Source organism: Acidobacteriota bacterium, from assembly GCA_016196065.1.
Classification (GTDB): domain Bacteria; phylum Acidobacteriota; class Terriglobia; order Terriglobales; family Acidobacteriaceae; genus Acidiflorens.
Map to the genome: position 1 here is coordinate 859045 of JACPYL010000010.1, position 20303 is coordinate 879347.

16 protein-coding genes are annotated in these 20303 nt (G+C 57.2%); 8 read left to right on the forward strand and 8 right to left on the reverse strand.

Annotation, left to right across the window (positions count from 1 at the left end; genetic code table 11):
• Positions 1–29: 29 nt before the first annotated feature.
• Positions 30–1112 (reverse strand): beta-lactamase family protein, encoded by a 1083-nt coding sequence (locus tag HY010_06950; GenBank protein MBI3475452.1) that lies wholly within the window; start codon positions 1110–1112, stop codon positions 30–32.
• 245 nt (positions 1113–1357) lie between these two features.
• Here HY010_06950 and HY010_06955 point away from each other — a divergent pair, with 245 nt between their 5' ends.
• Complete coding sequence (locus HY010_06955) at positions 1358–1534, forward strand: hypothetical protein (protein MBI3475453.1); 177 nt, start codon at positions 1358–1360, stop codon at positions 1532–1534.
• Between the two features lie 22 nt (positions 1535–1556).
• Here the strand turns inward: HY010_06955 and HY010_06960 are convergent, their stop codons facing one another.
• A complete protein-coding gene (locus HY010_06960; GenBank protein MBI3475454.1) occupies positions 1557–3509 on the reverse strand; it encodes a winged helix-turn-helix domain-containing protein in 1953 nt (650 codons plus the stop codon).
• Between the two features lie 253 nt (positions 3510–3762).
• Between HY010_06960 and HY010_06965 the strand changes: the two genes are divergently transcribed.
• Together HY010_06965 and HY010_06970 are read left to right on the forward strand one after the other, a co-directional pair.
• Entirely contained in the window at positions 3763–4428 is a 666-nt protein-coding gene (locus HY010_06965) for a hypothetical protein (protein ID MBI3475455.1), read from the forward strand.
• A 100-nt stretch (positions 4429–4528) separates the two neighbouring features.
• A complete protein-coding gene (locus HY010_06970) occupies positions 4529–5041 on the forward strand; it encodes a TlpA family protein disulfide reductase (protein MBI3475456.1) in 513 nt (170 codons plus the stop codon).
• 265 nt (positions 5042–5306) lie between these two features.
• Here HY010_06970 and HY010_06975 read toward each other — a convergent pair whose 3' ends face one another.
• The 6 genes from HY010_06975 to HY010_07000 form a co-directional block, all read right to left on the reverse strand.
• Complete coding sequence (locus HY010_06975) at positions 5307–7778, reverse strand: protein kinase (protein ID MBI3475457.1); 2472 nt, start codon at positions 7776–7778, stop codon at positions 5307–5309.
• A 102-nt stretch (positions 7779–7880) separates the two neighbouring features.
• Entirely contained in the window at positions 7881–8558 is a 678-nt protein-coding gene (locus HY010_06980) for a response regulator transcription factor (protein ID MBI3475458.1), read from the reverse strand.
• Positions 8559–8577: 19 nt separating this feature from the next.
• Positions 8578–8907: a PilZ domain-containing protein gene (locus tag HY010_06985; GenBank protein ID MBI3475459.1), complete on the reverse strand. Its 330-nt coding sequence runs from the start codon at positions 8905–8907 to the stop codon at positions 8578–8580.
• Between the two features lie 218 nt (positions 8908–9125).
• The gene (locus tag HY010_06990) at positions 9126–10472 is read right to left on the reverse strand and encodes an O-antigen ligase family protein (protein ID MBI3475460.1); all 1347 of its coding nucleotides are present in this window, start codon (positions 10470–10472) and stop codon (positions 9126–9128) included.
• 8 nt (positions 10473–10480) lie between these two features.
• A complete protein-coding gene (locus tag HY010_06995) occupies positions 10481–11743 on the reverse strand; it encodes a hypothetical protein (GenBank protein MBI3475461.1) in 1263 nt (420 codons plus the stop codon).
• A gap of 35 nt (positions 11744–11778) precedes the next feature.
• Entirely contained in the window at positions 11779–14121 is a 2343-nt protein-coding gene (locus HY010_07000) for a polysaccharide biosynthesis tyrosine autokinase (GenBank protein ID MBI3475462.1), read from the reverse strand.
• A 290-nt stretch (positions 14122–14411) separates the two neighbouring features.
• On the opposite strand from HY010_07000, the gene pseB reads away from it, so the two are divergent.
• The 5 genes from pseB to HY010_07025 are packed head-to-tail and all read left to right on the forward strand — an operon-like array spanning position 14412 to position 20277.
• Positions 14412–15422 (forward strand): UDP-N-acetylglucosamine 4,6-dehydratase (inverting), encoded by a 1011-nt coding sequence (gene pseB, locus HY010_07005; GenBank protein ID MBI3475463.1) that lies wholly within the window; start codon positions 14412–14414, stop codon positions 15420–15422.
• A gap of 3 nt (positions 15423–15425) precedes the next feature.
• Complete coding sequence (pseC, locus tag HY010_07010; GenBank protein MBI3475464.1) at positions 15426–16637, forward strand: UDP-4-amino-4,6-dideoxy-N-acetyl-beta-L-altrosamine transaminase; 1212 nt, start codon at positions 15426–15428, stop codon at positions 16635–16637.
• Between the two features lie 24 nt (positions 16638–16661).
• Positions 16662–17231, forward strand: a complete 570-nt coding sequence (locus tag HY010_07015; GenBank protein ID MBI3475465.1) for a GNAT family N-acetyltransferase — start codon at positions 16662–16664, stop codon at positions 17229–17231.
• Positions 17228–18235, forward strand: a complete 1008-nt coding sequence (locus HY010_07020) for a Gfo/Idh/MocA family oxidoreductase (GenBank protein ID MBI3475466.1) — start codon at positions 17228–17230, stop codon at positions 18233–18235. Before HY010_07015 ends, HY010_07020 begins: the two co-directional genes overlap by 4 nt.
• Positions 18232–20277, forward strand: coding sequence for an aminotransferase class III-fold pyridoxal phosphate-dependent enzyme (locus HY010_07025; GenBank protein ID MBI3475467.1), 2046 nt, complete (start codon positions 18232–18234; stop codon positions 20275–20277). Before HY010_07020 ends, HY010_07025 begins: the two co-directional genes overlap by 4 nt.
• The last annotated feature ends 26 nt before the right edge of the window (positions 20278–20303 follow it).

A 20303-nucleotide genomic window follows, 5' to 3' on the forward strand; every position in this document is an offset into this window, starting at 1 on the left:
TGAAAGGCGGGCTTCCGAGCCCGCCTTTCTTATTTGACGGTGCCGGAAAGATACATTTCAGCAACACGGTCGGCAATCTTGTCCGGCTTGGCGCTGCCGAGATTGGTCAGCACGACGACGGTGAGGCGATCGTCTACGTAGCGTGAGATCTCTGTCTCGAAGCCTTGCCATTGGCCTTCATGCTCGACGACATGATGGCCGTTCTTGGTCCCGATAAACCATGCGAATCCGTAATGACCGGAGTTTGGCTGTCCGTTGCTGAGCTTCGCGACGGTCCACATCTGTTCGAAGGTGGATTTCTTCAACAACTTTTCCGTATAGAGGGCCGCATCCCATTTGGCGAGATCCACGATGGTGAAGTAGAGGCTGCCGTCGGCGGTTGTATTCAGAGCAGGCGAAACCCATTCCTGATTCTTCAGTTCGCCCTTTTCCAACCGGTATCCCGCGGCGCGATTTGGAATGATGTCGGCTTCGTTGATAATGCGGGTCGTGCTCATGTCGAGGGGCTTGAAGACGCGCTGCTGAAGGAAGTCGCCGTAGAATTCGCCCGTAACTTTGTGGATGAGAATGCCGAGGGTCAGATATCCCAGGTTGCTGTAGCTCCAACTCGTGCCGGGTGCGTAGGCGAGCGGGATACCTTCGACAATCTTCAGGAGTTCGTGCTCGGAGTAGTCCTTGCGATAATCAAAGGACTTGGGATAGTCGGTGAAGCCTGCCGTATGGCTGAGCAGATGACGCACGGTGACTTTCTGCCAGGCAGTCGGAGCGTCGGGAAAATATTTCGTGAGCGGATCTTCGAGACCAACCTTGCCTTCATCAACAAGCATCATCACAGCCGTGGCCGTAAATTGCTTGCCGACGGAACCAGACTGAAAGATCGTTTCGGGTTTCACGGGAACCTGGAGTTCGAGGTTCGACATGCCATAGCCCTGGGAACGAACAGGCTTGCCATCGCGAGATACGAGTAGAGCCACGCCCGGAATATGCTGGCGGGTCATCTCGGTGTTGACGAATTGGTCTACTGCATCCGGGGTCTGATCTGCTGCGGCGAACGCTGCGGAATGTGAGAGAACTAGCGTGAGAATGAAGACGGCCCAGTAGCGAAGATTCATTGTGTGTCCCATGGTCAAGAATGACGAACTTTGTAAACGTCAGATACTACTCCGCGAAGGCTGCAATATGGGCGGAATTTTCCTTCGGCCCACCGCTGGTCGCAATCCTTCCGTTATGCCGGATACGATCATTCGTCACAGAATAAGGCGCTCTCCTTGAATGAGAATGATCAACAGAGAGGCTTAATTCTGTGTTGCGGCTCGATTATCTTTCCTGCATTTTGACGGTACTTTCCACTATTTTAGTGGGGCGTAGACTTTGGGAAGGCTGGGTTCTGGCGGCTGTGAACAGCGTCATCATCTGTGTGATTGCTGTCCGCACCGCGCAAACTGGATTCATTCCCGCTAATCTGTTTTGCATTGTGCTCTACGGAATCAACCTGCGATCGTGGCGCAAGCAGGACACACTTCCTGAAAACTGACTACCCGGTTGACCACCAGGAATTAAAAGAACGACTTTCTGAATGAGTCGTGCCGTGCCTGCGCGGTCTTCATCAACTGCGCAAACTCTGGTTCATCGTGAAGGCTGTTGAGGAGTGGATCGACAACGAAGTAGGGATACGCGAAGAACCCTTTGTCGATGCTGATGGCCAAGACACGAGTTGCGGAAACGCGGTCTCCAAGTACGGCATAGGCCTGACCGATTTTGAAGATGGCTTCGGAATCGCCCACTCCGCGCTCCTTAACCTTGTCCTCGGCATCGCGCAGAATTTCTAACCCTTTCGGTCGCTGGCTGGCGATTCCGTAGCTCAGCGCTTTTCCGACCTGCGCTTGAAGAAGAGATGGATCAAGCTCGTACGCGCGATCAAAATCCCTCGTTGCGGCTGGCCAGTCCTTCTTGTAATACTCAGCGAACCCCCGGTAGAAAAAGATGAACGCGGATTCGTTTGTCTTGGGCAGGCTTTCGAGAAATTTGTCGTACTGGCCGAGATAGAGATACGCATTGAGCGCCGAGCTGTTCAGCTTCACCAGGGGATCGAGGCTGCGGGCGCGCTCGCATTCCGCGGCGGATTCCTTCAACATCCCCGCAAAACGGTAGGCATAACCCAGTTCCCAGTGAACTTCGGCGTGATCTGGATTGGTTTTGAGGGCTTCTCGCAGCAACGGGACCGATTGCTCGACCCGGCCTGTGTCGGTATAGAAGTTGGCCAGATAGACGCGAGCGTCGATCAGAGCGGGTTGCAATGTCAGGGCTTTTTCGAAGGCAGCCTGTGCTTTTTGATAATGTTCTCGTCCGCCAAACTCAAAAGAGGCGCTGGCGTTGTAGGAGCGGCCAAGATAGGCCCACGTCAGCGCATAGGACGGCGTGATCTCAGCTGACTTTTCAAACATTTTCACAGCAAGCGGGAACATGTCGCGCGAGTAAAGGTCCACACCGCGCAGATAGTATTCGTAAGCGATGGGATCAACCGGCTGCTCGGGCTTGAGTTGTTCCGCTTCCGACGGCGACAGATTCAGTTCCAGTCCCTTGATGATTTCCTGCGCCACCCGGTCGTGGACAGTGAGAAGGTTCTCAACCTTCACCTCAAAGGCGCCCTTCCACAGGATGTTGTCGGTTCCGGCGTCGACGAGTTGACAGGTGATTCTCAGCGCGTCGCCGTCGCGGATGAAGTTTCCCATGAGCAGAGTGTCCACGTTCAACTCGGCGGCTGTCTTTGGAATATCAATGGTTTGATCGCGATACTTCGCGACGGCATACGACGGACGGACTCGCAGGGCCTGGACATAGCCAAGCTTTGTGATCACGGCATCCGCCAGAGAGTAGCCGAGGAAGTCGCTGTCGGGATCGTGCCGAAGATTCTGGAAAGGAAGAATGGCAAGGCGGCGGTGCGTCTCTGCCGGAAGCTTGCTGATGGTGCGTTGCTGGTACCAGGCATAAGTCAACGCAGCGATCAGGATTCCGACCAGCACCAGGAGGGCAGCTATCAATCGGGGGAACTTCGGAGCAGCAAGTTCGGGCGACTTCAGATGCGATTCGCGTTCATCGGCCACAGGTTCAGGCGGCGTCATTGCCAAACGGACGGCCGGCGCTCGGGTCCCGGTGGAGGACTCGCTTTCTTCCAGCAACTCGGTGACAGTGGGAAGGAAGCGGTAGCCCCTCTTCGGAACGGTCTCGATCAGTTCGCGGCCTTCGCCATCATGAGGATCGCCGAGAGCCTTGCGGAGAGCGGAAATGTTGACGGTGAGATTGGCATCCTCAACAAAACTGTCGGGCCAAAGCTTCCGCATCAATTCGTCTTTGGAGAGGAGGCGTCCATTGCTCTGGAGGAGAACGAGGAGCAGTTCGAAGGTCTTTGGAGTCAGTGAAACGGGCTTTCCGTCGCGCAGCAGGAGTTGCTGCGCGGGGTCGAAACGGAATCCCGCAAACTCGTATAAGAGTTTTGTCTCCAATGCCATAGCCGTCTTTGCAAAAAATTTGGATTATTCTTGTAAATCTTTTTCGGACTACTAAGGACTTCGCTGGGCGTGTCGGCTACTGTGTGCCTGCCACTGAGCCGCACCTTGGCAAACGATTGTAGATGCCATGTTTCCCTGCGGCAAGGCTTGAGGCCAAAGCGGAAGCTTTCCGCGGGGAAGACAAGTGCAGGGTTGCAAAACTTTGCACAACATCAAGAGTTCGAAAAGACACCATTACAAGGAGACTAAAGCAATGACTAGCATCACTCCCAATACCATCAAGGCCGGACTGATCCTGCTGGCGGCTGTGGCAATGGCAACGATTGTCCTGGCAGTACAGCCCGCTTTCGCTCAGGACGCGGCGCAAGACGAGATCAGCTTTGATTTGCATGTGAACCCCAAGTTTGCCGCGTGCCAGGGCGTCCCAAACGGCTCGGCCCCAGCGGTTCACGTCACGGTAAAGCGCGGAAAATTCGCCGACACACTAACGATCGAAGGCAACAATTTCCTCCCACACCTTGCGTTCGACATGTTCACGGTACAACGCAGCAACCTGCTCGCAAACGGCAATGCGGATCCTAATTTCACCAACTTCGGCATGGCGTGGTATCAAAGCGATCTCCAGGCCAACGGACTGGGGCACTTCAAAACCACCATCAAGACGATTCTGCTGGATCAGATTTTCGGGTTTGATCCCGATGCCTCGCTGGCGCCGACCAACACGTTCCATGTTGGCTTCTGGTTCAATGATCCGAATGATGCGAACAAGAATGGCTGTACTTTCGACATCACGAAGTTCACGCCGTTCAACGGTGATCACCACGCCGGACCGGTGGCATTCATCAGCCTTCCGAATGCTCAAACCAATCTTGGGCCGTTGTGCACAAGCCCGAACAATAGTGGCACTTGCAATCCGTAAATGGGGAAACTGAACACTTTGCGGGGTGAACGAAAGTTCGCCCCGCAGTATTCTTCTGTAAGAAGCGCTATAACACGCTAACCGTGTTATAGTTCCGGCCATGTGGCCGAAGAACTTGTTAGTTAGTTGTGCGTTCACACTTCTGTTGCTCGTTCCCTCCGCTGTACTTGCAGGATCTGACGACCGCGAGCCCGCTCCCCGCTTTCACGCCAAGACGATGGAGGGCGAGCAGTTCACCAATGAATCCGTGAAAGGGAGAGTCGTTCTGTTTCAGTTCTGGACGACGTGGTGTCCTTACTGCAAGAGTGAAGAAGCCCTGGTCAACGACATCACCAAGGAATTTTCGGACAAGGGATTGATTGTTCTGGCGGTGGATGTGGCCGAGTCGAAGAAGAAGGTTGTGGAGTATCTGAAGGACCATCCTCGCAAGTGCCGCATCGTGTTGACGAGCGATACGAATCTGGCGGCCATGTACGCGGCGAATTCGTATCCCATTTACGTTGTTGTCGATCGTGATGGAAAGATCGTGGATACACAGCGCGGGGCGGGTGGAGAACGGTCGCTGCGGCGGATGCTGGAGAGTGCGGGGCTGGAATCGAAGGGGACGGAATAGGATCGAACATTCAACAGGTCGGCTGAAGTTACTGGGGAAGTCCGCGGCGCGTACCTCAGGGGCTGAAGCCACCACTCAAGAGAATGCCTTATCGCAGCGGTAAACCGCTGCGCCACCCAAAAACGGAGTCTTCACTACCCAAGAACGGAGCTTGCCCTTCCCGAAAACGGAGTTTTCAGTAAGCTGTGAAGGCCAACTCAAGATAAGTCTTGTCGCAGCGGCAAACCGCTGCGCAACCCAAACGCCAATATCGGCTAGCGCACTGTCAATGCGGTGCCTGATTGGTCTCCGCCAGAAATCGATCTTGACACTGCTTCGCGGCGGTCACGAGTTGCGCGAACTCTGGATCGCCGCGCAGCTTGGCCAGAAAAGGATCCGTCCGCAAGGGGGTGACCGCGCAATAGTTTCTCTCGATGACGTTCTTGATCATCGGTAAGGCGAGGTCTTTCCTGCCGCAATAGGACATCCAGGTTGCGTAGAAGTAGGTGTTCTCGGGATCGGGATCGCCTATGCCCAATTTTGCGAAGGCCTGGCTGGCCTGATCGGGTACCGAGCGGCCCGAGGAAGTGATGCAGGGCACGAGAAACTGATCGCGCATGGGCGCGCCTTTTTTCGTCATCTCCACGGCTTCGGTGATTTTGCCCTGCACGGCATAGATTCGAGCCAACTGGCGAGCCGACCATTCCGAGCCAGCGTCCAATTGGGCAAATAAGAACGCCCTTTCAGGATTACCCAATTGTTCCTGCACCAGAGAGCAGGAACGATATTGATAGTTTCCCGGATCCAGCGACAAAGCCTGTTCACATTCCTTCGCCGCTTCTTCGGTCATGCCGGCATAGCGAAGGACGTAATTCAGCGAGAAATGGGCATTGGCGTTATCGGGGCGGCGGCGGATGAGTTCCTTGGCATCGAGGTAAGCCCTGGCCAGTTCTCCTCGTTCTACGCGGTTGGTGATCAGTTGCCCGGCGGCGAAGGTCAGGTTGGGATCGAGGGTGAGGCTGCGCTCCAAGGCCGTGTTTGAGCGTCGGAACACCTCTTCGCCTCCTCCGCCATAACTGGCGTCGTAGTAATAGCGCAGGCCTAGAGCGGCCCAGGCAGGGGCGTAGGCGGGATCGAGTCCAACGGCGCGTTCGAGCATGGCGATCGCGTCCTTGTTGGGGGCAGGATCGTGGGGAGCGGAAACGCTGCGCAGATAAAGATCGTAGGCTTCTTCGTTGCGGGGGCGGGTGCCGGCATCGGCGGAATTGGCGGCGACGCCAATGGCGGGAACGAGACCCTGGCGGACTCGCGACGTGATCTGTCCGCTCATGCCGACCATATCGAGAGCGGCCACAGTCATCGTGTCGCGCCATCGCGTGCGGTTGTTCTCGACGTCGATCGCTTCGAGCGTCACCTGGAGGCGGTCGCCCTCTTTGAGATAGTGGCCAGTGACGATGTCGGTTACGTGCATCTCATGGCCGGCCTGTTGCAGGTCGAGATTATCGGCGGTGTATTTGCGCGTAGTCGCAAACGGGCGGATAGACAGAGAATGAACCGAGCTCAAAGCGGTGGCGATTTCATCCGGCAGGGCGAGGCGGAGGTAATCGACATCTTTGTCGGAGCCCATGTTCTGGAAGGGAAGGACGGCAATGGTAGTCGGAACTGAACTGGGAGAGGCTGACTGTCGACCATGCCGGAACGCCCACAGGCCGATTGCGATCAAGGTGGCGGCCAGTGCAGCGCCGATCCATGCTAGGTGCTTGTAGGGCTTTGGCGGTTCGGCAGGAGCGACGGCTGGGCGCGAGCCCGAAGAGCGATGCGCCGGAACTGTTGAAGCGCTGGATGGGAGCGAGTCTTCCTCGCCGGCCTCGGGAAGGATCGCTCGTCCGGATTCGGTGTCGCGTTTAAGGCGCATCAGTTCAGCGCGCATCTCGGACGCGTGCTGATAGCGCAAATTGCGGTCTTTTTCGAGTGCGCGATTCAGAATGTCGTCGAACCGCGGTGGCAACTCAGGATTCAGGCGCAGGGGCGGAGCTGGTGCGCGCTCCAGGATCGAATTGAAGATGACGCCGGAGGTGTCTCCGCGAAAAGGCAGGATTCCGGTGGCCATTTCGTAGAGGACGACGCCGAAGGAGAACAGGTCGGTGCGGGGATCGAGATCCTTGCCGCGCACTTGTTCGGGCGACATGTAAGCGACGGTACCCACGGCGGTGCCGGGACTGGTCAGGTGCTCCGGGGCGGTAGCTTCGACAGTGGCGTCGGAGTTGGCGGCGGACTTGTTGAGATTGGTTGAGACCTTAGCCAGTCCGAAGTCGAGCACCTTGGCGTGGCCGCGCTTGGTGACAAAGATGTTGGCGGGCTTGATGTCGCGATGGATGATGCCTTCACTATGAGCGGCGTCGAGGGCGTCAGCGATTTCAATGGCGAGGGAGAGCAGCACTTCGGTATCGAGCGGGCGGCCTGCGATCTGGTGCTTCAGGGTGACGCCGTCGAGATACTCCATGGCGATGAAGGCGTGGCCCTCGTGCTCGCCGAAGTCGTAGATGGTGCAAATGTTGGGGTGGTTGAGGGCCGAGGCAGCGCGGGCTTCACGGCGAAAACGCTCCAGGGATTGTGAATCGCGAGCAACGTCTTCCGGCAGGAATTTAAGGGCTACGACGCGGCCAAGGTTTGTGTCTTCGGCTTTGTAGACCACGCCCATTCCGCCTCCGCCGAGCTTTTCGAGGACGCGGTAATGGGAGATCGTCTGGCCGATCATGGAAGGGATAAGGGTACGTGGGGGGAAAGTCGGAAGTCAATGAATGGCGCCTACACGAACAAAGGCCGCCCGCGGGCGGCCTTCTTGACGCCAAGACAAATTCTAGTTCGGTACGCCAGCGCCCTGCGGCGGTGCCGGCATCGTGCTTGCAACGGCCGATGCGGCTTCGTTCAGGATGCGGTGGTGGATAGTGAACAACGCCAATTCCAGACGATCCGAGACACCGATCTTGTCGTAGACGTTGCGCAGATAGTTCTTGATGACCTGCTCCGTGGTGCCGAGCTGGGTGGCAATTTCCTTGTTCTTGTATCCCTGAACGATCAACGCCACGATGCGGAGTTCCTTGGCGGTGAGGCGGTCGCGGACACGCAAGCCGACCATATCGTTCTCGGTGAGTTCACTGGGGACGGCCATGTCCTGTACCCAGGTTTCCCCGCGGGCTACTTTTCGAACGCAATCGACCAGAGCAGCGCTGGTCACGTTGCGGTAAACGACTCCATGCGCTCCCACGGCCATGTAACGCTGGGCGCTCTCGCCAGTGTCGGCAAGGATGACGACCCTGGTCTTATTTTTGTTGGCAGCGGAAAGGACGGCATTGAAGTCGGAGTGGAACCCTCCGGCAATGATGAGCACGGCGGCGCGGAACTTATCGAGCGCCATGAGCATCTGCTCGGTAGTTTGCGCCTGGGCCACGATGCGCATTTCGTCTTCGACGGCCAGCACCTTGGCGATGCCGGCTCGGAAAATCGCCTGATTGTCGGCCAGTATGAGCTTCAGCATGTGCGCTCCACGTTAAGAGTTACGAGTTACGGACGAACTCATACGAATCGATTACGCAGGCTACGCCACGATTGTCCGTGGGAGCAGCGCCAGCCGCGGGTTCATCGGTCCGCACGACGCGGCCGCGGCATTGAATGACAACGTCTTCTTTGCCGCCGGTGACATCGGGCGGCAGCGTGATTTCAAACTCTACGGGTGAGCCGACTTCGAGCGATGCATCGGCACGAATATAAACGCCGGCAGCGCTCAGATTGCCAGTCACGCCGCTGGTATCGACCGTGGCATCGCCCTTATGGATCTTTATCGGCAATTCCAGCGGAAACCTTTTTCCAGTGCGCGCGTCGGACACGAGTCCTCCTCTACCCTGGCTCTGTAATTCCTGGCAGCCAGATTCCTGACGAATTCCCAGCACAGAGCCTAATGAGTAGCTTAGGGCGGTTATATCACGGAACACATCGCTGTAAAAGCCCGAAACCCTTGGGAACACAGTAAGAACTAGGTACCTCCCCCATTGGAGTCATGAAGATAGCGGGTGCCGAGGGTTCTGGGACGGGTGGGACACCGAGCCTAAGATTCGATGTGCCGGGGCTTCGGTTCGAGAATCAGATTGTGACGCCGCACTCGGCGGCGCTGGGATTCCGGAAATGGGGCAGCTGCGGCGACGGCGCACAGGACATAGAACAGAGCGGCGTTGGCGGGAATCTGGAGATTGAAGTCAAGAAAGCTGTGGATCAATATCCCCCCGCAGCCGAGCAGTGCCGCAACCGTAAGGGTGCCGTTGACGGTGTCCGTCCAGTTTTTCAGTTTGGCTCTCGCACGGCGGAACGTGAGGAACAGGAACCAGATCGCAATCGCGAAGCCGGGGATCCCAGTCTCCACCAGCAGTTGTAAGTAGTCGTTGTGGGCCTGATTCACAAAAAAGCTGGTGTAGAAGCTTCGGAATTGCGGGTACACAACGGGAAACGTTCCCAGCCCCCATCCGAGGAATGGTCGCTCGCGCAACATGCGGAGGCAGTCGCGATCGATGGTCACGCGGACCCCGCCGGTGAGCTCCTGCCGCGTCTCACTCTCGATGCTGGCCATGCGGTGAGAGAGTTTGTTTCCGCCCAGCCAAATCAGAAAGCCTATGACAACAGCCAGAAAAAGTCCGAGGGCGACGTGCTGTTTCCAATCCCCACGTTTGCGCAGCAGTATTGCCAGTACGATCATCTCCGCAGCGAAGGCGAGCATGCCGCCGCGCGACCCTGAGAGAAAAATTGTTCCCGCCATCAGTGCGCCGATCCCGGCCACGACCAGCTTGCGATTGCCCTCGGTGTGGCGCGACAAGGCCAACACCAGCGGGAAGGGAACGAGCATCTCCATGAGTCCAGCGTAGTGATTGTGGTTGACGTAGGGACCGTAGATCAGGCCACCCTGCTCCAGCGGCCAGATCCAATAGAGCTTGCCGTTGGGGGCGATTCCTTGCAGCAAGGAAAAAGAGGCGACCACCAGTCCGTAGCCGCAGATGATTTTGGCGAGAGATCTGGCTTGCGAGGATCGTTTTAGATTTTGCGTGGCGACAAAAACCAGCATTCCAAAGCTGGCATAAAGGAGGAGAAGCGAGTAGGTGATGTGGCGGTAAGCAGTGCTCCCCGTGATCCATTGCAGAGCCACAAGCGCGGCGAAGGCCAGCATGGGAGCATACAACGGGTGCCACTCGACCTTGATCTCCTGATGGTTCCACTGAAGGAGCCCCCACGCTATGAACAGCGCAGCAGCGCAGGATTCCAGCGAGAAGATGGCCCAGGGTTGGACCGCACCGAAAGCCAGGGGAGCCGCAAGCAATACGACGACAGTGCCAGCCAAGAGCGCGGAACTGGATGCGCTCACGCTCAAGCGCGAAACGGACGGTTCAGGAATGGGCGGACGTGCCAAGGCGGAACTCATGGCTGAGCCGCCGCAGCTTCAGGAGTCAACTGGAAATCATCGAGCCATAGCTTGCCGCGAATCGGGCTGCCAGCCGGAATGCGTTCCACATTCAAGACCAGCAGGCTGGTGGTGGGAGCCGTAGTGAAACGGGAATGCACGGCTTTCCAGAAGTCAGCTCCGTTGAGAGGGTCGCTGGTGTAGACCGCTTGTCCCGTATAGACGTCGCGCAAGACAATCTGCGGTCCACCCGCACCTTGAAACTCGGATGACTTGTAGTACGCGGTGAATTCGTAATTGGTAGCGGCGCGAACCGGAATCCATTGGTGGATTCCCGAGTCGGAGATCCCGGGACCTTCGAAGGTGACGGATAAAGAGCGTTGTCCTTCGTGGACGTCGCTGGCGTCGAGCAGCAAGTTCACTCCGGGCTGCGTTTGGTAGGACCAGTCGAAACCTCCGTTGAGAATGGGGAGGCTGAAATCGCCGTTCACGATCAAGTTGTCGGGTGTTGGTAGATATCCCGGCAGGTACAGCACGCTCGCAGCCTGCTCCCATGCCGCCACCGCAGCTTCAGGACGTCGTTCGCGAATCAGAAATCGAACGTAGTCCAGCAGATAATTCGTCTCGAATCTTTGATGGAGCTGGATGAGTTGGTTCCACGCCTTGATCGCAGCCTCGGTTTCAGTTCTGGACTGGAGAATGGTTAAGAATGCGAGCAGCGAGTCCGGGCGGTGCGGAACCACGTCGCGGAGCAGAGCGTCAACGTCCGGACGAGCGCGCCAGCAAGTTTGCAGTGCCAGGCTCGGCAGATAGGGGTCATTCTCAATCACCACGCGAAATTCGCGAAGCGCGCGGTCGGTATCGCCCGCCACCAGGAAAAAATTGGCCGCCTCCCAGGCAACATCGGGCGCGGTGGGTTCTGCTTGCACAGCGTGCTCGAGTGCGGAACGCTGACCGTCAGTATTGCCAGCCACTTGATACGCGGCAGCCAAGTCGAACCAGTAACGGGCCTGATGGGGATTGAGGCGAGTGGCTGCCTCATAGCCCGCAAGCGCGGCTTGCGGATTGCCGGCGACAAACGCGAAATATCGTCCCAGGTGATGCTGGTATTCGGCGTTGCCGGGAGACAAGCGGACTGCTCGTTCGAGGCTGGGCAGGTCGGGCCGGACGCTGAAACGGCTCGCGGCAAACTCCTTGGTAGCTAAAAGCAAGTACGCGAGCGTCAGTAGAAATGACCCGGCGATCAGCCGGCGTTGGCGGCCAGAGAAAGAAATGTCCATCGTGATCGAACCCGAGCCCTGGTCAATGCAGTCGTTCAGGCGCCAGAGGCTGCCCGCGGTTGCTCCTGTGTTTCAGCGGGCGGTTCGGGTGGATCTTCCTGATAGTAGTGACTGTATTTACCCTGGTACTCGTAGTAGTAGTAATAATCGGGCGACGTCAGGTCCACGGCATTGAGCAGAACGCCGGTGACATGAGCATTGACCTGCATCAGAATGTCACGCGCTCGGCGGAGTGCCTGTTTGGTGGTCTGACCTGAACGGATCACGAGAATAATCGCGTCCACCCGAGGTGACAGCACAACCGCGTCGGTCACCGAAAGCGTAGGTGGAGTGTCAATCACCACGTGATCAAACTGTTCGCGCAACTCTTTCAAAACATCTCGCATATTCGCCGAAGCCAGCAGTTCCGCCGGGTTGGGCGGCGGCGAACCCGCGGCCAGAATAAAGAGGTTCGGCAGGATCGGAGAGACGGTGATCGCCTGCTCGAGCGTGGCGTTTCCGGTCAGCACGTTGCTGAGACCGCTGCGCGGACCCATGCCCAGTGTCTTATGCACGCTAGGACGGCGCAAGTCTGCATCGACCAGCAGCACGCGCACACCTTTTTGCGCCAAGACGATGGCAGTGTTGATCGAGGTGGTGGTCTTGCCCTCCTGCGGACGGGCACTCGTGATCATGACGACCTTGGGCGGCGCTCCCAGGCTGGATAGCAACAGGGAGGTACGCAAGGCACGATACGATTCTGCCATCTGCGACTGGGGTCGGACTTGCGTAACCAGTTCGAAGACTTCACGGGACGAAGTCAAGGAGAGACGCTTCGCTCCGGCATTTGCGTTGCTTGACTTGGAGCCGAGCGGAATCATTCCAAGCGACGGCAACGCCGAAATCATCTGCGCCTGCTCGGTGGTACGCACGGTATTGTCCATGCCCTCCAGGAGAAAAGCGAGGCCGATGCCAGAGGTGATTCCGAGGACGAGGGCAAATGCAAGATTGCGTGGAATGTTTGGTTCCACGGGAGCACCCGGCGGACGCGCGGGGTCGAGGATGCGGAAATTGGTGGACTTCAGGCTGGCAGTAACACCCGCCTCCTTCAGCTTTTCCAAAAGACCTTCGTAAAGCTGGCGGTTGGAATCGACATCGCGCTTGAGCAGGGTGTATTCGATGGCGTTTTCGTTCAGCCGATTGGCTTCCTGCTTCTGCTTGTCGAGAGCTTCGCGCAACATGCTTTGCCGCTGCACCGCGGTTTGATAGTCCCCGCGCAGGTGATCGACTGCTTTGTGCGTTTCGGCCTGGACCTGCCGCTCGATTTCCTTGCTCTGATTATTGAGCTGCGCAACTTTTGGATAGGCAGGGCCAAATTGCGTGCTGAGTTCGGCGATTTGAATTTTGAGGTCGGCTTGTTGCTGGTGCAATTTCTCCAGAAGGGGAGACGTGCCCGTTCCTCCGAGCGTCGCTACCGGCACGGAAGAGATGGCGGTGGCAATCGTGTCCGGGTCGCCATTCTGCGTCATCCGGTAGATGGCTTCCTTCTGCATGCGGTCTGACTCCGCGGCAGTCAGTTCCTTATTGAGCTCGTCGAGCTTCTGCGTGATGATGTTCTGCTTTTCGTCGATTCCGAAGATTTCGTGTTCTTTCTGGTAGCGGACGAGTTTTTCCTGCGAGGTCTCTACGTTCATCTGCAAGTCGACGAGTTTCTTTTTGAGCCATTCCGAAGCCTGCATGGTGGAATCGTATTTTGTCTTGAAATTCTGCTCAACGTAAGTGGCCGCCAGGACATTCACCGCGCTCGAAGCCAGTGCGGGATCGGTGCTGCGGTAGTGAATTTCAATAATGCGGGTATTTGGAATCAGCGAAACCTTGAGATTTCCCTTGAACCCGCCCAGCAATGCAGTCGTACGCTTGGAGTCGTCCTGCAGGGGATCGGCGACAAGGTTCGGTTGCTTGGGCGTAGGTTGTGCACCGAACTCCGGGCGCTTGTCGAGATTCAGTTGACGGATAACCTGCAAGGCAATCAAATCGCTTTGCAGAATCCTGACTTCGGTGTCCAAGTCGGTCGGGTCATAGTAGTCCATGACCGGAACGGAATCCTTGAAGGCGACGAGGTTAGAATCGGCTTTATTGACGGCAATGCGGCCGACCGCTTCGTAGACTGGAGTCTGGCGGAGGCTGGCAATTGCGACTGCGGCGAAAATTCCTGCCGCGCAGGCGATGACGATCCATTTCCGCTTGATAAGGACGCGCATGTACTCGCGCAAGGCTGAATCCTGCGAGGGGAGCACATTGTAGAGTCCTGGTCCAACCTGCTTGAAAATTTCAGAGGGATCGGCAGGCTGTAAGTCGCGATACCCATTGTTTTGTGGAACCAAGGGCCCTGATGCCATCGTTACTCCTTAACGTTCACGACCGAACTGAGCGGCGCGCTGCTCCCGCCCATCTCGTTTCCACCCGTAGGCGGATGGCGGTGACATGTTCTGGGAATCGGTTGATTCTAGCATCACTGGAAATACTCTCAAGCCAATAATTGCACTTACGGCATGTTCTATTTCTGGAAGGGTCGCGGGGCAATTGCTGGGCCGAGCAGGTGATGGCAGTGAGGACTCACCCGAGACTCCTCCGCTATACTAGGCAGCACAAGAACTTCGCCCGACAAAGGTCACTACAAAAGGAAACCATGGTGAATTGGTCGCAGGAATCGGTGCTGGTAACGGGCGGCACGGGGTCCTTTGGGAAAAAATTCGTTGACATCATGTTGCGTGACTACCAGCCTCGCCGGTTGGTGATTTTCAGCCGCGACGAACTCAAACAGCACGAGATGCGGGAGTCCGGCTTCCAGCATCCCAGCTTGCGTTACTTCATCGGTGACGTCCGGGACGTCGATCGCTTGAAACGGGCCATGTCCGGGATCACGATGGTGATTCACGCCGCCGCGCTGAAGCAGGTGCCGGCCTGTGAATACAATCCGTTTGAAGCCATCCAGACGAACATCATGGGTGGTCGCAACGTAATCGACGCCGCCATCGATACGGGTGTGCGCCAGATTTTGGCCCTCAGCACGGACAAGGCCGTGAATCCGATTAATCTCTACGGTGCAACCAAGCTGTGCGCGGAAAAGATGTTTGTCCAGGCGAACGCTTATGCCGGTGCGCAGAACACGCGCTTCAGTTGTGCGCGCTACGGCAACGTCGTGGGCAGCCGGGGCAGTGTGATCCCGATTTTTATCGAACAGCGGAAGCGCGGCAAGATCACGATTACCGACCAGCGCATGACGCGCTTCTGGCTAACGCTCGATCACGGAGTGAAATTTGTGATCAGTTGTCTGGAGCAGATGCACGGCGGCGAGATCTTCGTCCCGAAGATTCCCAGCATGCGATTACTCGATCTGGCGGAGACGATCGCGCCGGGCTGTGGGATCGAGACGATTGGCATTCGCCCGGGCGAAAAGTTGCACGAAGTATTGGTTTCGGAAGACGAGTCTCGCAACACGTTGGAGACGGAAGAAATGTACGTGATTCAACCGTCGCATCCCTGGTGGACGTCGGCAAACTGGGCGCAAGGCAAGAAATTGCCGGAGGGATTCCGCTATTCCAGCGACAACAATAGCCAGTGGCTGACGCGGCGCGAACTGGAAGACCTGGTTGCGCCGGACTTGAACGCCGCAGAAGCGCTGCCGACCTCGGCCTAGGACATGAGCACCACACCCACAAAACTTGGTCCGCTGGCCATCCATGGGGGAACTCCTGTGCGGGAGACGTTCCTGCCCTACGGGCGGCAGAGTCTGGACGAGGAAGACATCCAGGCCGTCGTGGACGTGCTGAAGTCGGACTGGCTAACGACCGGACCGAAGGTCGGAGAATTCGAGGAACAGTTCGCGGCCTGGGTAGGAGCAAAGCACGCCGTCAGTTTCAGTTCAGGAACGGCCGCACTGCATGGGGCGGCGTTTGCCGCAGGCCTAAAGGCGGGCGACGAAGCGATCACGACTCCGATGACGTTCTGCGCGACCGCAAATTGCGTTCTGTACCAGGAGGCGACTCCGGTCTTTGCAGATGTTACCCAAGACACGCTCAATCTTGATCCCGAAGAAGTTTCCAGAAAGATTTCTCCGCGAACGAAAGCGATTATTGCAGTGGACTACGCAGGCCATCCCGCAGATCTGGCGCCGTTGCGGGAACTCACCGCGAGGCACGGACTGCTGCTGATCGAGGATGCATGTCACGCGCTCGGTGCCGAGTATCGCGGCCAGCGTGTCGGCGGGATTGCCGACATGACGGCGTTCAGCTTTCATCCCGTGAAGCACCTGACCACTGGCGAAGGTGGCATGGTGACCACCAACGATCCGAAACTCGCCGAGACGCTGCGTCGCTTTCGCAATCATGGCATCAGCAGCGATGCCAGACAGCGTCAGCAAAGCGGCCAGTGGTTCTATGAGATGGTCCTCCTCGGTTTCAACTACCGGCTGACGGATATCGCTTGCGCGCTCGGACTATCGCAGCTTCAAAAACTCGATGCGAACCTTACTCGCCGGCGCGAGATTGCAGTTCGCTACACGAGGGCCTTCCATGAGATGCCAGCGGTGATCGTTCCCGCAGTGCGAGACGGGATCGCTCCCGCATGGCATCTATATCCCATTCGATTGAAGTTGGAAGGGCTGTCGACGGGGCGTACGGAAGTCTTCAGAGCTTTACGAGCCGAGAATCTGGGCGTGAACGTGCACTACATTCCCGTGCATCAACATCCGTACTATCGGGAGCGCTTTGGGTACAAAGGCGGCGAGTATCCGGTAGCCGAGGATGCCTATGAGCGGCTAATCAGCCTGCCGATGTTTCATTCCATGACGGACCGGGATATTGAAGATGTAATCGCGGCGGTGGGCAAAGTCTGCGAAGCTTATGCCCGGTGAAAATTTCGCTGCGGGAGATTCAGAATGTCCGATACGGCAGCATTCCTAAAAGGCACGAAGATTTACCTGCGCCCACTTGAGCGCACAGACTTGAACGGAACGTACCTGGGATGGCTGAACGACCAAGAGGTCGCTCGGTACCTGGAGACCGGGATATTTCCTACGACTCTGCAAGACCTCGAAAAATTCTACGAGAGGGTCACGGGCTCACCGACGGAAGTGATCTTTGCCATAGCCGACAAAAAATCGCACCAGCACATCGGCAACGTGAAACTGGGGCCGATCCATTGGGTACACCGGCGCGCCACGCTCGGGATCATGATTGGTGCAAAGAAATTCTGGGGTAAGGGTGTTGGTGAAGAAGCGACACGATTGATGGTGGAGTACGGATTCTTCCGGCTGAACCTGCATCGTATCGGTCTCGGCGTGTTTGAGGAACATGAGTCCGCGGTTCGCTGTTATCAGAAAGTCGGCTTCAAGGTAGAAGGCTGCCTGCGCGAGCAGTTGTTCCAGGCAGGTGCCTACAAGAATCATCTCTGGATGGGCCTGTTGCGTTCGGAATACCAGCATCTCAAAGCGGGCAAACGCAAATGAAGGCGCTGGTTGTAGGCTGCGGTTCGATCGGTAAGCGCCATCTGCAGAATCTCAAAAGCCTCGGCGTGAGCGAACTCGCTGTGGTGGAGAACGATGATGGGCGCCGCGAGAGAGTCGCCAGTGAATTCGGCGTTACATCGTGGTCAAATCTCAAAGATGGTCTCCGCTGGGCTCCGGATTTTGTGGTAATTGCCACTCCCACGCACCTGCATATCGAGCAGGCGCTGGAGGTCGCGACGGGAGGGTTCGCGCTTTTCGTCGAGAAGCCGCTCTCGCACGCTTCGGCCGGGATATCGGACCTGATTCGAGTCGTGGAGCAACGTCGTTCTGTTTCCATGGTGGGTTGCAACATGCGTTTTCATCCCGGTCCGCGCAAAGTCAAGGAACTTCTCGAACAAGGACGACTGGGAAAGATTGTGAGTGCACGCATTCATGCGGGATCCTATCTACCTTCGTGGCGTCCGGGAACCGACTACCGCACGAATTATTCCGCGCGGACGGAGACCGGCGGTGGCTGCATTCTGGACTGCATTCACGAAATAGACCTGGCGCGCTGGTATCTCGGCGATGCGATCAACGTTTCCTGTGTGGCAGGGCACATGAGTTCGCTCGAGATTGCGACTGAAGATGTGGCGGTATTGGTGTCCCGGCACGAGTCGGGTGCGTTGTCTGAAGTCCACCTTGACTACGTCCAACGCACCTACGAGCGTGGCTGCCAGATCGCGGGCGAGCATGGGTCGCTCTTCTGGAACTTCCGGGAAAAGCAGGTTCGCTGGTACGACGCAGCGGCGGATCAGTGGACGACATTCGACCAGCCCGCCGGATGGCAACTGAACCAGATGTACCTCGACGAAATGCAACACTTTCTGGACAGTGTGCAGCAGCGTACAGCAACAACATTGCCGATCGCGGAAGCGGCGCGCGTGATGACGCTCGTGTTTGCTGCGAAGTGCTCGGCAAGCGAAGGAAGGGTGGTCGCACTGCGTCAGGAAGGGGCCGCTTGATCGTCGCAATCGTTCAGGCGCGCATGGGTTCGCAGCGCTTTCCGGGAAAGACTCTTGTGGATTTGCAGGGGCGTCCGATGCTGGCGCGCGTGGTCGATCGAGTGCGCCAATCCCGCATGGTTGACCGGGTAGTCATTGCCACGAGCAGGGGATCGGCCGACGATCCAATTGCAGAATTTTGCCGAGAAGAAGAGGTAGCGTGTTTCCGCGGTAGTGAGGACGATGTCCTGGATCGCTTTTACGAGGCGGCCAAAGAGAACGGCGCGGACGTTGTTGTCCGCATTACTGCAGACTGTCCACTCATTGACGCGGGGGTGATTGACCGGGTGATCGAATGTTTCCAGCGCGGAGATTGCGACTATGCTTCAAACGCGTTACGGTACACGTATCCGGATGGTTTGGATACGGAAGTGTTCTCGATGGCTGCGCTAAAACAGGCGTGGCGCGAGGCGAGCAAGCAATCGGAACGTGAGCATGTCACGCCGTACTTGCGGGCTGGGAAGTTTCGAGTCGTCAACGTCGCGAACGACCTTCCACTCGAAAAGAGTCAGCGATGGACGGTGGATCATCCCGCGGATATGGATTTTATTCGGGGAGTGTATTCCACCTTCGGCGGAAAAACCGATTTCAGATATGAGGACGTGATGCAGATTTTGAAAGAGAGGCCGGAGTTGGCAGCAACGCAGACTGAGACCATCACCAACGAAGGGTATTACCGCACCCTGTATCAGCAGGCGAAGGCTGGGGCTGCTCCGAAGTTGCGGCGTACGAAATCGCAAGACTGGCTGGAGCGTTCGAAGAAGGTAATTCCGGGTTGTGCGCAAACGTTCAGCAAGGGGTACACGCAGTATGTGCAGGGCGTAGCGCCCATTTTTCTAGAACATGGCGAGGGCTGCCGCGCATGGGATGTGGACGGCAATTCGTACATTGACTACGTGCAAGGGCTGTTGCCTAACATTCTGGGTTACGCGCATCCCGAAGTGAATCGCGCGGCCGCGGAGCAACTGGCGCGCGGTCACAGTTTTTCTTTGCCGAATCCGCTGGAAGTGGAATTAGCGGAGCGTTTGACCCGACTGATTCCGTGCGCGGAGATGGTACGCTTCGGCAAGAACGGTTCCGATGCCACGTCGGGGGCGGTGCGCGCGGCGCGGGCGTTTACCAATCGTGAACGCGTGGCGTGTTGTGGATACCACGGATGGCAAGACTGGTGTATCGGTACGACGACCCGCAACGCGGGAGTTCCAAAAGCGGTGCGGGAACTGTCGCAACCGTTCACGTATAACGACCTGTCCAGCCTGGACAAGGTACTGAGTTCGCATCCGGGAGAATTCGCCGCGGTCATCATGGAGCCGTTTAATTTCGTGGAGCCGGCCCCAGGATTTCTTGCAGGCGTGAAAGACCTGGCACACAAGCATGGCGCGTTATTCATCTTCGACGAAATATGCAGTGGGTTTCACTTCGGATTAGGAGGGACACAAAAACTTTTTGGAGTGATCCCGGACATGGCGTGCTTCGGGAAGGCGATGGGGAACGGATTCCCGATCGCTTGCGTGGTGGGGCGTTCCGACATCATGCAGGTCTTCGAAGAGATTTTCTTCAGTTTCACGTTCGCTGGGGAGGCTGCTTCGATGGCAGCGGCGATGAAGGTGCTCGATATCCTGGAACAGACCGACGCACTGGCGCGCATCGAATCCGGCGGGCGAACGTTGGCAGAGGGGCTGAAGACTCTCGCGAAGGAAGCCGGTCTCACCGGCCGCATTGACCTGGTGGGGCGGCCGCAGTGGTCCTTGCTCAAGTTCCGCAATGCTGATGGCTCGGATAGTGCAGTTCTGAAGAATTTGTTTCAGCAGGAAGTTGTTAAACGGGGCATCCTGCTCCTGGCAACCCACAATGTGACGGCAGCGCACGATGCAGGAGCGATTGAAGCGACGTTGGCATCGTACGCGGAAGTTGTGAAGACCCTTGCCGGATGGCTGAATGAGTCTGATCCTACTCAATTCTTGGAGGGCGCGATGGCCCAACCGGTGTTCAAGGTTCGCTAGCGGGAAATGCAAGAGTGTTGAGAGCA

What these genes read in the sequence shown, in the direction of transcription:
- HY010_07020 (MBI3475466.1), top strand. Translation starts at nt 17,228, where the DNA reads ATGAAGGCGCTGGTTGTAGGCTGCGGTTCGATCGGTAAGCGCCATCTG.
- HY010_06965 (MBI3475455.1), top strand. Translation starts at nt 3,763, where the DNA reads ATGACTAGCATCACTCCCAATACCATCAAGGCCGGACTGATCCTGCTG.
- HY010_06960 (MBI3475454.1), bottom strand. Translation starts at nt 3,509, where the DNA reads ATGGCATTGGAGACAAAACTCTTATACGAGTTTGCGGGATTCCGTTTC.
- HY010_07015 (MBI3475465.1), top strand. Translation starts at nt 16,662, where the DNA reads ATGTCCGATACGGCAGCATTCCTAAAAGGCACGAAGATTTACCTGCGC.
- HY010_06975 (MBI3475457.1), bottom strand. Translation starts at nt 7,778, where the DNA reads ATGATCGGCCAGACGATCTCCCATTACCGCGTCCTCGAAAAGCTCGGC.
- HY010_06950 (MBI3475452.1), bottom strand. Translation starts at nt 1,112, where the DNA reads ATGAATCTTCGCTACTGGGCCGTCTTCATTCTCACGCTAGTTCTCTCA.
- HY010_07000 (MBI3475462.1), bottom strand. Translation starts at nt 14,121, where the DNA reads ATGGCATCAGGGCCCTTGGTTCCACAAAACAATGGGTATCGCGACTTA.
- pseB (MBI3475463.1), top strand. Translation starts at nt 14,412, where the DNA reads ATGGTGAATTGGTCGCAGGAATCGGTGCTGGTAACGGGCGGCACGGGG.
- pseC (MBI3475464.1), top strand. Translation starts at nt 15,426, where the DNA reads ATGAGCACCACACCCACAAAACTTGGTCCGCTGGCCATCCATGGGGGA.
- HY010_06980 (MBI3475458.1), bottom strand. Translation starts at nt 8,558, where the DNA reads ATGCTGAAGCTCATACTGGCCGACAATCAGGCGATTTTCCGAGCCGGC.
- HY010_06970 (MBI3475456.1), top strand. Translation starts at nt 4,529, where the DNA reads ATGTGGCCGAAGAACTTGTTAGTTAGTTGTGCGTTCACACTTCTGTTG.
- HY010_06995 (MBI3475461.1), bottom strand. Translation starts at nt 11,743, where the DNA reads ATGGACATTTCTTTCTCTGGCCGCCAACGCCGGCTGATCGCCGGGTCA.